Source organism: Nitrospirota bacterium (assembly GCA_016212215.1).
In the GTDB taxonomy this organism is placed as follows: Bacteria; Nitrospirota; 9FT-COMBO-42-15; order HDB-SIOI813; family HDB-SIOI813; genus JACRGV01.
Genome location: JACRGV010000088.1, coordinates 1 through 14,289, shown reverse-complemented (window position 1 = coordinate 14,289; position 14,289 = coordinate 1). Strand labels below are relative to the sequence as shown.

Genomic DNA, 14,289 nt, shown 5'->3' with positions numbered 1-14,289 from the left:
CGTACTTCGGCTATTTCCTCATGGGCGAATTCTCTGCCACGATATCTGACCGCCATCTCCATTCATCATGTTGTACCATAGATGGCAACCAGAACGCAAGTAGTTTTTTCGTGTCACCACGCCTCACTGAAGGGTTACGATTGGCTTCTCATTTGCTATCCCCGATGCAATACTGGAGGACCAGGCACAGACTATTACTAACATACCCGGCAGAGACCCTGCAACAGGTGCACCACTGAAAATAACGAGGTACGTAATAAATACAAATGATTCAGACCGTACCTATAACTTCGGGCCTACTTATGGAATCAAGTTAAAAGAAAACCTTTCATTAGGTACTACTATGTATATTCATAACAGAAGCAGGAACTCTATCATCAATCAACTACTCAATTTTGAAGACGGCAGGTATGAGCTGTCGAATGAGTATTTAACCCTGTCAGAATTAGGATTAAGACCCATACTCGGTCTGATGTGGACCCCAGTGGAAAAATGGTCAATTGGAACAACAATTTCTAAAACATATTTATTCGAGTCTAAATTGCGTGATCAGAGGGCTTTAAGGCATCTTGATTATGGAAGTAACTCACCTGCTTACAGTGTCTGGAATTCTGATGATAAAAGAAAATTTCCACTTATATCTACTATAGGAATTGCATACTTTCCTTCTGACAGACTGCTTTTTTCATCAGATATAAGTCACTATACATCATCTCCATACAATTTGATATTGAGGGATGAAATTACAGGATTATCCGACAATTTTCATATATCTCAGGAGAGTATCTTCAATATTGCCGTAGGTGCTGAGTATTATCTCTATGAGGACCTGGCACTTCGCGGTGGATTACATACCAACTATTCCAATACACCGAAAGTCATATCCGGAAATGTGAATCAGACGGAGCACATTGATATGTATGGTGCAAGCCTTAGCATAAGCCATTTTGCGCGTTCCACATCCCTTACAATCGGCGGCAGTTATGAGTATGGAACAGGAAAAGCCCAGATCATCAGCGGGAACACCACTCTACAGGACATGGTAATGCAGAGTCTTACCCTATTTGTTTCAGCGGCGTTTAATTACTGACAGGTAGAGTTAACAGGATTAAGAGAGCAAGGCAATTATTACTGAATCTGCGACAAGTAGGCCTTTACGGGTCAGGCTTAATCTGCTGTCTGATAAGGTGAGGAAACCTTCCTGTATAAGTTCAGATATCTTTTCTGAATGAGAGTCCATCAGTGAAAGACTGAATCTTTTTGAAAACAGGTACAAATCAATTCCCTCTGTTTTCCTTAGCCCAAGGAATATAGCCTCAGTTACAGCATTGTCCTTTGATAACCGTTCCATACCTTTGACTGCACTGCCGGATTTTTCAATAGCCTTCATATATTTATCAGGGGGGGATTCATTCCACCTCCTCACACCCCAATCAGGAAATGACATATAAGAATGGGCACCGGCCCCAAGTCCAATGTAATCTGATGAATCCCGGTATCTCCAGTATCTATTGTTATGCCTTGATTCATAATCCTGCAGTGCATAGTTTGATACCTCGTAATGGAGATAGCCTGCTGATGTCAGCCTGTCTATTGTAAACTCAAACATCCCAGCCTGATCTTCCTCAGAAGGTAATAATAACTTCCCGGTATTTTGCAATGTATAAAATGGTGTACCCTTCTCAAGCGAAAGTGTATACGCTGAGATATGCTCCGGTCTCAGAGAGACTGCTGTATCTAATTCAGAACACCACTCAGAAATAGTCTGACCCGGGATACACGATATAAGGTCAATCCCGACATTGTGAAAACCAACACTCCTCGCATCCTCATAACACTTCAGCGCATCCCTGACCGTATGAATCCTGCCGAGAAATTTGAGCCGCCTCTCATCAAAAGATTGAACTCCAATACTTAACCTGTTTATTCCGGCTTCCTTGAAGAGTTTCAGCTTATCAAGAGTAACTGTCCCGGGATTTACTTCAAGGGTAACTTCGCCAGGCTCCCCCTCACCCTGACCCTCTCCTATAAACCGTAATTCACTCCCCTTCAAGGGGAGGGTAAGGGTGGGGATGGGCTTAGCTTGGCTTAAACTTATTCCCCCAATAACCCTCTCAATCCCCTCAGCAGAAATCAACGAAGGCGTCCCCCCGCCAAAATAAATAGTCTCAAGCACCCTGTCTGATAACTCAGGCATCTCCTGAATATGGAATGAGAGTTCTTTTAACAGGGCTTCAATATACGCATCCTCCGGTATCTCACCCCCCTCAACCGAATTAAAACTGCAATAAGGACACTTCTTAATGCAGAATGGTATGTGTATGTATATGCTTATAGTATTCATCGTTTAAAAACCCATCCCCACCCTAACCCTCCCCTTGAAGGGGAGGGAATAAACACAGCCCCCTCTCCCTCAGGGAGAGGGTCAGGGTGAGGGTGTGGTTTCTTCTGTTATCTTATTTCTTACTTCTCACTTCTTGCTTCTGCTTTTCTCCTTACATTGAACTATTATAGCATTTATCCTATACTGATTTCCCATGTTCTGGCTTGCAATAAAAACTCTGTTGCATGAGAAGGGCAGACTCTTTATTACCCTGATGGGGATTACGTTTGCTACAATACTGGTCATTGCACAGATGGGCATGTATCTGGGGATGATGGGAAATGCTACGGCGATTATAAGGCATATAGATGCCGACATCTGGATCACCTCAAAGAACATACAGAACTTTGATTTTGCCAATCCATTTCCTGAAAACAGGATTTACCGTGTAAAATCCATGCCAGATGTTGAATGGGCTGAGAAGCTCCTTATCTCATTCGGTTTTCTTAAACTTGCAAACGGCGGAAGGGAGCAGGTTCAGATAATTGGGTTTAATCCAGATACAGGCATAGGTGCCCCATGGACAATGATTGAGGGAAGCCCTTATGATGTAATGGGCGGGAGGTATATGATACTGGATAAGACATCTGAACAGCGGCTCGGCAAACTCAGTGTGGGCACTACTTATGAGATAACATTGGAACGTCCGCACTCATTCAAGCTTGTAGGTCTGTCGCAAGGTATAAAAAGTTTTACTACCATGCCTATGATCTTTATGTCTTACAACGAGTTGTGGGGTCTGTTTTCCTGGTTCAGCGGGGAGAGGCAGACGATATTCATTGTAGCCAAGGTTAAGGACAAAGAGAAAATTGGTGCTGTTGTTGCATCATTACGCGACACACTTAAAGATAATGATGTTTTTACAAAAAAGGAATTTATAACCAAGAGTGTTATGTACTGGACGATTCAAACAGGCATGGGGATGAGTTTCTTTCTTACGGCCCTGCTTGGACTGGCAGTCGGCGGGGCGATAGTAGGCCAGACAATTTATGCAAATACTATGGAACACATCAGGGAATTCGGCACACTGAAGGCTATCGGGGCAAGAAATATAGACATCTACAAGGTTATATTCAGCCAGGCAGGCATCAGCGCTGTAGTAGGATACTTAATCGGTATAATCTTTATTCTTGCAGTCAGAGGAGGAATGGAAAAAGGCGGCGTCTCAATCTACCTAAGCTTGCCGCTTTCTTTTTTACTGTTTATTGTGATATTTTTGACATGTATTTTATCCGCATGGTTTTCAGTAAGAAAGGTAAAGAAACTTGATCCGGTAATGGTGTTCCGGGCGTAGGGTAGAGTGAGCATAGGCAAGAAGTAAGAAGCAAGAAAAAAGACACGAAACCCCACCCTCACCCTGATCCCCCCTCCTGCCTCCCCCCGCAAAAGAGGGGGGAGGGATTTGGAAGGAATTTAATTGCAGCTCTCCCTGAGGGAGAGGGAAAAGAGGGAATCAGAGAGGGGGCTGTGTTTATTCCCTCCCCTTCAAGGGGAGAATAGGCATCAATTTTAATTCCCTCCCCTTCAAGGGGAGAGTAGGCATAAATTTAGATTCCCTCCCCTTCAAGGGGAGGGGTAGGGTGGGGATGGGGTTATTATCATATGAAAAAGTCAATTATTATTTCTATATTACTTACACTAATTATCATTATCTATTTAATCTCCGGCTCCGGCCTCAGATTATCAGAATCAGGGGCAAAAGATAATAATTCCATACTTCCAAGATATGTTGCGGCTGAGGGGAAGGTTGAAACCCTTCCGGGGCTTGAAGTTGATGTAGGTAGTGAGATTACAGGGAGGATTGAGAAGATATATGTTAATGAAGGTGACAGGGTTAAAAAGGGGCAGTTGATTGCAAAACTCAGTAACAGGGATATTGAGGCAAAGCAGAAAGAGGCTGAGACTGAATTGGAGGTTGCCAAATCTAAACTCAGGGAAATTGCATCAGGTTCAAGGGCAGAAGAGGTCAAAAGGGCTGAGGCTAATTATGAAGCGGCTGTTGCTGATATGGAACTTGCAAAAAAAAATCTTGAGCGATATGAATCACTTTTCAGAGATGGCGTAATCCCTAAGGCCATGCTTGATGAACGTGAAAATGCCTTTCGCGTTGCATCATCACGTATGAAGGCGGCTGAGGAAGAGAAAAGGCTGATAGAAAAAGGCCCTAAAGAAGAGACTTTGAGACTGCTTGAGGATTCTGTAAAAAAGGCTGAGGCATCTGTTGAATATTTTAAATGGGTTATAGAAAAGACGCTCATTACAGCCCCTATATCCGGAAAGGTCATACATAAAAACTTATTTGAAGGTGAGATGATTACTGAGGATTTTGCAATACTGACCATCGCTGATGTAGATAAGATAAGAATTAATGCAGAGGTAGATGAAACGGATATCGCCCTGATTCAAATCAAAGACCCGGTTGATATTACTTCCGAGGCATATCGCGGAAAGATATTCAAAGGAGAGATAGAGGACATCGCCGGCTATGCAGGTGAAAGAAACATCCGGCCGAACAATCCTGCAAAGAACCTGGCGATGAAGATTATTAAGGTAAAGATACGATTACTTGAGAAAACACCGTTCAAACTTGGTATGACAGTTGATGTTAGGATAAGGCCGGGGAAATAACAAACAGTGAGCACGCATCAGAAGCAAGAAGTAAGAGGTAAGAAGTAAGAAAAACCTCATATAAAATTTTGATGGCATCCGTATACTTGCATCTTGCTTCTTACTTCTTTCATCTAACTTCTAACTTCTTGCGTCTTACTTCTGCACTCTGCTCACGCCTTAAATTGCTGAATGTACCCTTTTCCCCGGAACTGCGGCTTCCCTGTCAAGCACGTCTCTTATCTTTCTCAGGAAATCATTCGGCTTTAAGGGCTTTGATATAAAATCAAACCCCTCTTCAAATATGCTCCTCCTGATAATATCATCACTGTAACCGCTTATATAGACAATCCTAACATCAGAATTTATTTTTTTAATCTCATCATAAGCCTCTTTACCATTCTTATGAGGCATCAGCAGGTCAAAAACAAGCAGGTTGATATATTCTTCATTCTCTTTAAATCTACTTATTGCATCCTCGCCGTCTACTGCCTCAATAACCTTGTATCCAAAGCTTTCAAGCAGGGTTTTTATAACATCACGGACATCCGGTTCATCCTCAGCGAGCAGTATGGTCTCTGCACCCCTGCGGGCCGGAACTACCTTCTGTACCCCAGGTTTTTCAGCTTTGGTCCTTATTACCGGAAAGTATATGTTGAACGTAGTTCCCTCACCGGGACAACTGTAGACATTTATGTATCCGTCATGTTGTTTGATAATCCCATATATAATTGAAAGTCCAAGACCTGTACCCTTCCCATCCGGTTTTGTGCTGAAGAATGGATCGAATATCTTACTTACAGTAACGGCATCCATCCCCTTCCCCTTATCTGTAACAGAAAGCAGTGCATAAACGCCAGGTTTTCCATATCCGAATGACTGGATGAAATCAGTATCAAGATCCACAAGCTTTGTAAAAATCGTCATTTCCCCGCCGCTCGGCATGGCATCCCTAGCATTAGTGGCGAGATTCATCAATACCTGTTCTATCTGACCTGTATCTGCAAGGATATAAATATCCTTATCAGACAGATGCATCTTTACTTCAATATCTTCGCCGATAAGCCTTGCTATAAGTTTCTCAATATCCCTGATTATATGATTCAACTCAACAGACTTTTTGAATAGTATCTGTTTTTTGCTGAATGCAAGCAGTCCATAAATCAGGCTCGCCGCCCTGTCGCAGGTTTTAAGTATGTGCTGAACATGCTGGTTTATATCAGTGTTTGAGTTAAACTTTGCCTGTAATAAAGTTGCATGACCGACGATTGCGGTCAACAGGTTATTAAAGTCATGTGCAAGCCCGCCTGTAAGATGACCTACTGCCTCCATCTTCTGTGCCTGGATAAGCTGCCGCTCAAGTGTCTTTTGTTCTTCTCTTGACCGGCGCAGGGCATCCTCAGTCCTTTGTTTATCCGTTATATCTTCGCCTGCACAGATTAAACCGCTCACATCACCATTTTCATGTTTTAACAAAGAGCTGTTCCATTTGAAATACCTTTTATTGCCGTTTCTTGTAATAACCTGGCTTTCACAATAACCCTGCTTACTACCGGAGATCAGGTCAGAAAACATTTTCATTAATGCAGTCCTGCCTTCTGCAGGTATGAATGTATTAAACCAGCTTAAACCGATAACCTCATCCTCTGTATAACCCAATAATTCACAACCCATCTTGTTTAAGAACACTACCCTTCCTTCGGTATCAAGGCTTAGGATTAAGACACCAATAGAGTCTATATAATTCATGGCATCTTTTTTAATATCCTGTAAGAGATTTGTAATTTTATTAAGGTCCTCTTCCATTGCGGTTTCCTCCCTTGGCGTTAAACTTACTTCTTTACATGTTGAAGATTTGAGATTAGAAACTTACCGGATGAGAGTCTTTAAGGATTTGGAATCCTGCTGTACTTCATCTTCTGAATAAATGGAGAATGAATGGGTTTTTTATAATATTAACAATTTATAATTTGTAAAGTCAAATATTTTTGTCAGTGTGTCAGTAATTATCTTCTATTTGTGATCCAGCACCTGACGTAACTTTTTCAGAAAATTCAGAGGTGAGAATGGCTTAAGAATAAAATTTACACTTCCTTCTAATATATTTTTATCGTAGATAATATCTCTGTTGTATCCGCTCATAAAAAGGGCATTTATCCCAGGTTTGCCACTATTAGCAATATCATAAACCTCTTTCCCATTCTTCTCCGGCATTATCAGATCCAGCACAAGCAGATCTATCCTATCCTTATTCTCTTTAAACTTTTCTATCGCATCATCGCCGTTGACTGCCTCAATCACGTTATAACCGTTTTCTTTCAAAAGCATTTCTGCAAGGCCCCTTATAGCAGTATCATCCTCTGCCAGCAAAACTGTCTCTGTACCGCATACAGGGCAAGCTTCATCTAATGTGATTGTTTTCTCAACAATTGAATGTATTAGCGGCAGGTATATACTGAATGTAGTGCCCCTCCCCTGCTCACTGTATACATTTATGTATCCATTATGCTGTTTTACAATCCCATACACAATTGCAAGACCAAGCCCCGTCCCCTTCCCAACATCCTTGGTTGTAAAAAACGGCTCAAATATCCTTTTCTTTGTCTCATCATCAATTCCTGAGCCTGTATCTGAAACAGAGATCATACAGTAACTCCCGGGTTTTCCATAACCATGAGCACTTACAAAAGACTGGTCTATCTCAATAATATCCGTCATTATTGTTAAATAGCCGCCGTCAGGCATGGCATCCCTTGCATTGGCTGCAAGGTTTACCAGTACCTGGCCTAATTGATTCCGATCTGCCAGAACCACACAGTCTTCAGGAGTTAATACAGTGCTGAATTTTATATTTTCACTGATTATCCTGTCGAGCATCTCTTTTATGCCATTTATAACCTCATTCAGATCAGCAGGAACAGGATTCACCGGCCTCTTCCTGCTGAAATCCAGAAGTCCGCCGGTTAATTTAGCTGCACGGTCTGCGGCCTCAAGGATTTTAATTACGTAACCAATTAAACTTTCTTCATCTCTCAATTTCATTTTTAATAATTCCCCATAGCCTATTATGGCTGTGAGGATATTATTGAAGTCATGTGCAATCCCGCCTGAAAGGGTTCCAAGAGAATCTATCTTCTGTGTATGATAAAGCTGTTCCCTCAGCTTCTCCTTCTCCAGTTCCGCCAGCTTGCGGTCGGTAATATCCCAGAATATTCCCAGTACACCTGCAATGTTTCCCTTCTCATCAGTTACAGGGGTCTTAACAGTATTGACAATCCGCTCCTGACCCTTGCTGAGGGATGTTTCTTCTATCTCATCAGGCATACCTGAATTAAGCACCTTGTCATCATTTTCAATGTACCTTTCTGCCATCTCCTTTGGAAAAAGGTCGTAATCTGTTTTACCTGCTATATCTTCCGATGTGATACCTAAATCCCCGGCAAAATTCTCATTACATGATACATAGAAATGATTTTTGTCCTTATAAAATATCCTCTGAGGCAGGTTCTCAAGGAGCAGTCTGTACTTCTGTTCACTTGCCCGCAGAAGTTCCTCAGACAACTTCTGATTTATAAATACACCGATACGTTTCCCTATGTCTGCCATAACATTGCAAAGGTCATCATTAAGAGGCATTATCTTTTTACTAAAAAAGACCATGACGCCTGTTACCTCTCCTGACTTTGTAATTGGAAAGGCTGTTGCCCCGTGCAGTCCGAGTCTTGCAGCAATGACATTACGTTGAAAATGGTTGTCATGCAGGACATCAGTAACCCATATTGCCGCTTCACCGCTTGACCATACACGCCCCGGTATTCCTTCGCCCGGGGAAAATGTCATTACACGGCTTATCTCTTCAAACTCTGTAATATAAATACTTGGTTCAGACCAGAGTGTTTCAAGATAAAGTATGTTACATTCTTTATTTACCCGCCATAGTTCACCAATCTCCCAGCCAAAGCCGCGGCATACCGCCTGAAGAAGTTTTGGCACTGCCATATCAAGGGAATCGGACTCTGAAAATATTTCTGTTAAATAGAACTGGGCTGTCTGGCGCATCCTGAGCAGGCTGTATTCCTTGCTGACCCTGGATTTTTCAATACACTCCCTAATGCTGACAGGCAGACGCTGGAGATGGTTTTTTGTAACATAGTCGCTTAAACCCATCTTCATGCCTTCTACTGCTAATTCTTCACTGCCGGATGCAGTAAGCATAATAACCGGCGTATATGAGTCAACCGCCCTTATCCTGCGGCAGACCTCCATGCCATTCAGTTCAGGATTTTCAAGGTCAGTGATAACAACATCAAAATCCCTTCGTTTAATTATCTCTTCAAATTCCCTCAGCTTGGATATTTCTGAAACCTCTACATCCGGAAACTCACGATGGACTTCCCTGACTGTTAATCTTCTGTAATCGTCGTCATCATCAATAATAAGGAACTTCATGGAATATCCCTTTCTTTAAAAACAGATAAGAGGTAATAGGTTATAGGTAATGGGTCAATTCAATGCCGCCCTATTTGAAATGCACAAGATGATTAGATGTAATATGGAAATCTAAGGATGATGAGATATTATACTAAATATAATTTCTCCAAGCAAACAATCTGACCGGATTCAATTCAATCGGCATTGTTTACGTCCCGTTGACACCCAAATTTCATCCTGCTACTATAACCCCGTAAAAATAAAGAACCGTTACAGGTTCAAATGACAATCATACATTATTTTGCAAGGAGTTAAATATGGAACTATGCCCCTGCGGTTCGAATATCGCGTACAGTGAATGTTGCCGGCCTTTGATAAAGGCTGACCGGCCTGCATTAACAGCAGAACAACTTATGCGGTCCCGTTACAGTGCTTATGTCAAAAAAGAGATGGAATATATCTTTACATCCCTCCATCCCAATCACAGGTCGGACTATGATGAAAAAAGCACCCGAGACTGGGCAGAGAACGCAGAGTGGCACACTTTTGAGATTATAGACACAAAGAAAGGCGGCCCCGAAGATATTGATGGTCATGTTGAATTTGTCGTGACCTTTACAGAACAGGGTATAAAAAAAGAACACAGGGAATTGTCTTCGTTCAGGAAGCAAAACGGGACATGGTTCTTTACTACAGGGAAAATTATAGGCCCAAAACCTGTTGTCCGTACAACGCCCAAAACAGGCCGCAATGACCCCTGCGAGTGCGGTAGTGGCAAGAAATTCAAGAAATGCTGCGGCCAGTGACATTGTCCTCCGAATAATCAAATTGACCTCATCTTCCATCTGAATTATTATATATCCTTATGGATCAAGAACGGGTTTACACTGACGAGTTCCGGAATCAGGTCGAGAGTTGCTATAGCTGTGGTCAGTGCGAGTCTTACTGTCCTTTCTTCCCACGGGCTTTCAGTATACTTGAGGAGGAACAATCCGGCAGGAAAGAACTCCTCAATGAGGCATACAAAGAGCTGTTAGAACTATGCTACGATTGTAAACTCTGCAAGATAAACTGCTCGTTCAAGAATGACCTCCCGCGCATCGTATTAAGGGCCAAGGCCGCGATGATGAAGAAGGGACGGCCTCCCTTGATCAAAATGATCTTCCGAAAGGTTGATGCGGTAGAAGCCATCATGGGATGGTTCGCTCCGGTATTGAATCCGATTCTTCGGAACCGCCCTTTCCGCAACATGCTTCAGAAAACAGCAGGGATTCACAGTGAGCGCCTTCTTCCGACATTCTACTTTGTGACTTTCCGTACACGCGCTTTTTTATCGCAATTAAGCGGCCCTCTGTCGCATAAAAAAAGAACCGCTGAATCAAAGAAATCTCTTCGTAAGGTCATCTATTTCTACGGATGTTATACCAATCACCATCGGCCTGAGGAGGGAATAGCTGCGTTGAGGATATTGCAAGCCTGCGGGATAGAGGTCGTGATCCCGCCTCAACGTTGTTGTGGTCTCCCCCAAGCCTCCGAAGGCTTTCCTGAAGATGCAATGAAGAACATGACTTATAACATTTCAGTCTGGAAAAAATATGTGGCAGACGGATATGATATTGTAGTCACTACCAGCCCATGCAGTATGACAATAAAGCAAGAGTACCCGGAGTGCCTTGGTTCTGATGCGGACTTTCTGAAGGGACATGTCTTTGAGGTAACGGAGTACCTCCTCCGGCTCTATGAAAAAGGCGATATACAGCCGCCCAAAGTCTCGATGAACCGGCGGGTTGCGTATCATGTGCCCTGCCATCTGAAGGCCCAGAATATGGGAATGCCGTCACTGGAACTCCTGCGGCTTGTTCCGGGATTGCAGATTGAGGTAATTGACAGGGGATGCTGCGGCCAGGCCGGCAGCATGGGATATACAGAGGATACCTTCAATCTTTCCATGGAAATAGGTTCGCCTATTATAGAAGGTATCCGGGAATCCTTATCAGATATTGCCGTAAGCGACTGTCCTAAGTGCAACCTGCAGATCCGGCAAGGGACAGGATTAAACGCTGTCCATCCCATTGAGTTATTGGCGATAGGATACCGAATGAAAGCGGGCTCGAGTTGATTATTCCTTTAAGTAACTGCTCATAAATATAAATAGAGGGAGCGGTTATTATTACCGTTACTTCAGTTAATAGAAACGCCCCCTTTAAATCTTTGCGTTATAATCTACCCTGTATCTATTTCCCTGCTGATGCTGTCAAGGGAATCGGCTGGGCATTTTCAAAAATATTCAGTTGGTTTGTGAATGCCTTTATTCTCTTATTTGCCAACTCTACATATAAAGGATCTATATCATATCCAATATAATGCCGGCCGTCTTTCAAGGCAACAAGGCAGGCTGTTCCACTGCCACAAAATGGGTCAAGAACAACATCTTCTTTGAATGTATAGAGTTGAATTAGTCTGTGGGGTAGTTCCTCCGGGAATGGAGCAGGATGTCCAATCATGCGGGCTGAAACAGTGGGGAATGTCCATACACTTTTTGTCCATTCAAGAAAGTCCTCTTTGGTAATGGTGTTATTTTTATGTCCTATCTTTCTCGAAAAAGATTCCTTCGAGAAAACTAAAATATACTCATGAATATCTCTTAGCACAGGATTTGCGGCAGACTGCCAACTACCCCATGCAGTTGATGGACTTGCACTTGATGCCTTGTTCCATATGATTTCGCCTCTCATATGAAAACCTATTTCAAGCATGTCTTCAATTATGTAACTATGCAAAGGGATATATGGCTTTCTCCCAAGATTGGCAACGTTGATACATGCTCTACCACCTGTAACTAATTTTTTGTAAGTTTCCTTGAATACCGTCTTTAATAACGATCTGTATTCATTCAGAGATAAATCTTCGTCATATTCCTTTTTCACATTGTAAGGCGGCGAGGTAACCATTAGATGAACGCTATAATCAGGGATTTCACTCATTAAATATGCAACCGTTTAATAAATTCCTCATGCTTTGTTGCTAATATAATTTGATTAACTGGATATATCTTATCATTGAATTTGACATTTACAAGCCAATTGTCCTGATCAAATTCGTTTTTAACCTCTGCATATTCAAATTGTCTATGACAATTAGGACACACAACTAAAAGATTTTTCGGATTGTTAGAAAGAAGAGGGTTAATATGATGAACTTCAAAATATGGCTCGTTATCTTTTTTAAGAAACCAGAATTCACAAACTTGACAATGACCTTGATAAATATCACCTAACAAAACCCTTAAATTGTTAGGTACGCTTTCCTTTGCTTGATTTGAGCGTCTATTTACATATCGTCTTACCTCTGTTGGCAAGGTATCAACCAGACGAATATATTCGTTGAGCACAACTTGTTTTCTGTCAATACTTGCCCATTTTGAAAGCTTTATAATTTCTTCCTTTGCTGATACGTCATCTTTTGAACTATCAAGACCCTCTTGGAGCTCATGGGTTTTCAATATGTATTTACTCTCAGGTATCAATCTATAAACAAAAAGTTTTTTATCCATTAATTGAACAACAATTTCATCGCCATCTTTAATCTTATTATCTCTAAACCATTCCGCCATTCCGCCAATTCTGCATTCTCTGGTTTTACTCTTATAAGAAGAATAAGTTTTACTTTCAGGGGTGATAGAATCATCCATATAAATTTGAAGCCGAGCATTATGTTCAGGAAACCATTTTATCAAAGATATAGGTATCGCTATTAAACCCTTATTGATACGGCTTTGCGTTATTTTGATTGTTGCATAATTATAGTTAATTGGACTTTTGACTTTAATCATTAATCAGGTATTACCTCGTTACAATCTTTCCATTCTTCTAAAGAGTTTAATATTTGATTATCATTTCTTGGCAAGCTTTTCGCTTTCTCGTATGCAGATTCTTCATCTGCCGCATCTACTTCATGATAACAAAAACCGGAATAATATTTCCTCACAATGTATTTCATATTTCACCTCGTTGACATATTTGACAGAGCAATGTCATTACAGATAGCCCCTTGAACGGCAAACAATCCTTTGTCTTTAACAACTTCATGAATTAAATCTGTTGTCCACTTTTCAGTAAAATTTCCTATAAGAGAATTTCTGCTTTGAAGTGTGCTTTTTGTGCCTTCATAACCTTTGGGCCAATAAGCTAAATGTGCGCCTGAGTCGGTAAAATAAAATAACTGTTCAGGCGTTGCAAAACAAGCCGCCTCGTTGAAGAACTGTTGTTCTACCTCTTTCCCCCAAAGCTTTTCCATGCGGTTATTGTACCTTTTTTAGAAAAAATGGAACAGATTTATTTTTCGAATAAAATAAATTTCCCCCCTTTTTTATTTAATAGCTAAAATGATGCCAAATGGCTGACTACAACTGCTTGTAGTAATTAGTATAAAGAATGGCAGGGATAGACGTGTATTTAAAAGTAGTGTACATAAAACGATGCATAGGTTGCACAAAGTCTATTGCAAAAAAAGTCACAAAATTATTCTATCCCTTTTTTCATTAAACACCACAGCTTATGGCAATGATTTTACCTATAAAATTGATGCTATAAGGAGTGACATCCCCTATTTATAGACATCATTTCCCTTGTAAATCAGAAGGATAGTGTGGTCCTACCCCTACGATATCACTCCTTGCTCAGGTCCGCAACATGATGCGTCTGCACCATTACTCCATCCATATCAGAACGTAACCCTTCAGTGAGGCGTGGGAACCCGGTCGTGGGGTAAGCCTCCTTTCCAATATTATGGGGGTTGTATGTACTATAGGTTTGATGGCGGTGAAGTCCCTGAAGGGAAGAGAAGTTTGAAGGGATCGAGGGTCATGT

11 protein-coding genes are annotated in these 14,289 nt (G+C 41.6%); 5 read left to right on the top strand and 6 right to left on the bottom strand.

Annotation, left to right across the window (positions count from 1 at the left end; translation table 11 throughout):
* Positions 1-343: 343 nt before the first annotated feature.
* Complete coding sequence (locus HZA08_08035) at positions 344-1,090, top strand: hypothetical protein (protein ID MBI5193371.1); 747 nt, start codon at positions 344-346, stop codon at positions 1,088-1,090.
* 18 nt (positions 1,091-1,108) lie between these two features.
* Here HZA08_08035 and hemW read toward each other — a convergent pair whose 3' ends face one another.
* Positions 1,109-2,344, bottom strand: a complete 1,236-nt coding sequence (hemW, locus tag HZA08_08030; protein ID MBI5193370.1) for a radical SAM family heme chaperone HemW — start codon at positions 2,342-2,344, stop codon at positions 1,109-1,111.
* A gap of 193 nt (positions 2,345-2,537) precedes the next feature.
* Between hemW and HZA08_08025 the strand changes: the two genes are divergently transcribed.
* Both HZA08_08025 and HZA08_08020 read left to right on the top strand, forming a co-directional pair.
* Positions 2,538-3,677, top strand: a complete 1,140-nt coding sequence (locus HZA08_08025; GenBank protein MBI5193369.1) for an ABC transporter permease — start codon at positions 2,538-2,540, stop codon at positions 3,675-3,677.
* A 308-nt stretch (positions 3,678-3,985) separates the two neighbouring features.
* Positions 3,986-5,011: an HlyD family secretion protein gene (locus HZA08_08020; protein ID MBI5193368.1), complete on the top strand. Its 1,026-nt coding sequence runs from the start codon at positions 3,986-3,988 to the stop codon at positions 5,009-5,011.
* Positions 5,012-5,170: 159 nt separating this feature from the next.
* On the opposite strand, the gene HZA08_08015 is transcribed toward HZA08_08020, so the two are convergent.
* On the bottom strand, positions 5,171-6,796 hold the full coding sequence (locus tag HZA08_08015) for a PAS domain S-box protein (protein ID MBI5193367.1): 1,626 nt from the start codon (positions 6,794-6,796) through the stop codon (positions 5,171-5,173).
* 207 nt (positions 6,797-7,003) lie between these two features.
* Positions 7,004-9,439, bottom strand: a complete 2,436-nt coding sequence (locus tag HZA08_08010; GenBank protein ID MBI5193366.1) for a response regulator — start codon at positions 9,437-9,439, stop codon at positions 7,004-7,006.
* Positions 9,440-9,738: 299 nt separating this feature from the next.
* On the opposite strand from HZA08_08010, the gene HZA08_08005 reads away from it, so the two are divergent.
* Positions 9,739-10,227, top strand: a complete 489-nt coding sequence (locus tag HZA08_08005) for a YchJ family protein (GenBank protein ID MBI5193365.1) — start codon at positions 9,739-9,741, stop codon at positions 10,225-10,227.
* 59 nt (positions 10,228-10,286) lie between these two features.
* Entirely contained in the window at positions 10,287-11,540 is a 1,254-nt protein-coding gene (locus tag HZA08_08000; protein ID MBI5193364.1) for an anaerobic glycerol-3-phosphate dehydrogenase subunit C, read from the top strand.
* A gap of 115 nt (positions 11,541-11,655) precedes the next feature.
* Here the strand turns inward: HZA08_08000 and HZA08_07995 are convergent, their stop codons facing one another.
* From HZA08_07995 to HZA08_07985, 3 genes are all read right to left on the bottom strand, one after another.
* The gene (locus HZA08_07995; protein MBI5193363.1) at positions 11,656-12,405 is read right to left on the bottom strand and encodes a site-specific DNA-methyltransferase; all 750 of its coding nucleotides are present in this window, start codon (positions 12,403-12,405) and stop codon (positions 11,656-11,658) included.
* The gene (locus HZA08_07990) at positions 12,405-13,253 is read right to left on the bottom strand and encodes an HNH endonuclease (protein MBI5193362.1); all 849 of its coding nucleotides are present in this window, start codon (positions 13,251-13,253) and stop codon (positions 12,405-12,407) included. The genes HZA08_07995 and HZA08_07990 overlap by 1 nt, the downstream gene beginning before the upstream one ends.
* A 170-nt stretch (positions 13,254-13,423) precedes the next feature.
* Complete coding sequence (locus HZA08_07985; protein ID MBI5193361.1) at positions 13,424-13,717, bottom strand: hypothetical protein; 294 nt, start codon at positions 13,715-13,717, stop codon at positions 13,424-13,426.
* Between the last annotated feature and the right edge of the window lie 572 nt (positions 13,718-14,289).

Bases quoted from the DNA above. Each gene is read 5' to 3' on its own strand.
- HZA08_08035 (MBI5193371.1), top strand. From the start codon at position 344: ATGTATATTCATAACAGAAGCAGGAACTCTATCATCAATCAACTACTC.
- hemW (MBI5193370.1), bottom strand. From the start codon at position 2,344: ATGAATACTATAAGCATATACATACACATACCATTCTGCATTAAGAAG.
- HZA08_08025 (MBI5193369.1), top strand. From the start codon at position 2,538: ATGTTCTGGCTTGCAATAAAAACTCTGTTGCATGAGAAGGGCAGACTC.
- HZA08_08020 (MBI5193368.1), top strand. From the start codon at position 3,986: ATGAAAAAGTCAATTATTATTTCTATATTACTTACACTAATTATCATT.
- HZA08_08015 (MBI5193367.1), bottom strand. From the start codon at position 6,796: ATGGAAGAGGACCTTAATAAAATTACAAATCTCTTACAGGATATTAAA.
- HZA08_08010 (MBI5193366.1), bottom strand. From the start codon at position 9,439: ATGAAGTTCCTTATTATTGATGATGACGACGATTACAGAAGATTAACA.
- HZA08_08005 (MBI5193365.1), top strand. From the start codon at position 9,739: ATGGAACTATGCCCCTGCGGTTCGAATATCGCGTACAGTGAATGTTGC.
- HZA08_08000 (MBI5193364.1), top strand. From the start codon at position 10,287: ATGGATCAAGAACGGGTTTACACTGACGAGTTCCGGAATCAGGTCGAG.
- HZA08_07995 (MBI5193363.1), bottom strand. From the start codon at position 12,405: ATGAGTGAAATCCCTGATTATAGCGTTCATCTAATGGTTACCTCGCCG.
- HZA08_07990 (MBI5193362.1), bottom strand. From the start codon at position 13,253: ATGATTAAAGTCAAAAGTCCAATTAACTATAATTATGCAACAATCAAA.
- HZA08_07985 (MBI5193361.1), bottom strand. From the start codon at position 13,717: ATGGAAAAGCTTTGGGGGAAAGAGGTAGAACAACAGTTCTTCAACGAG.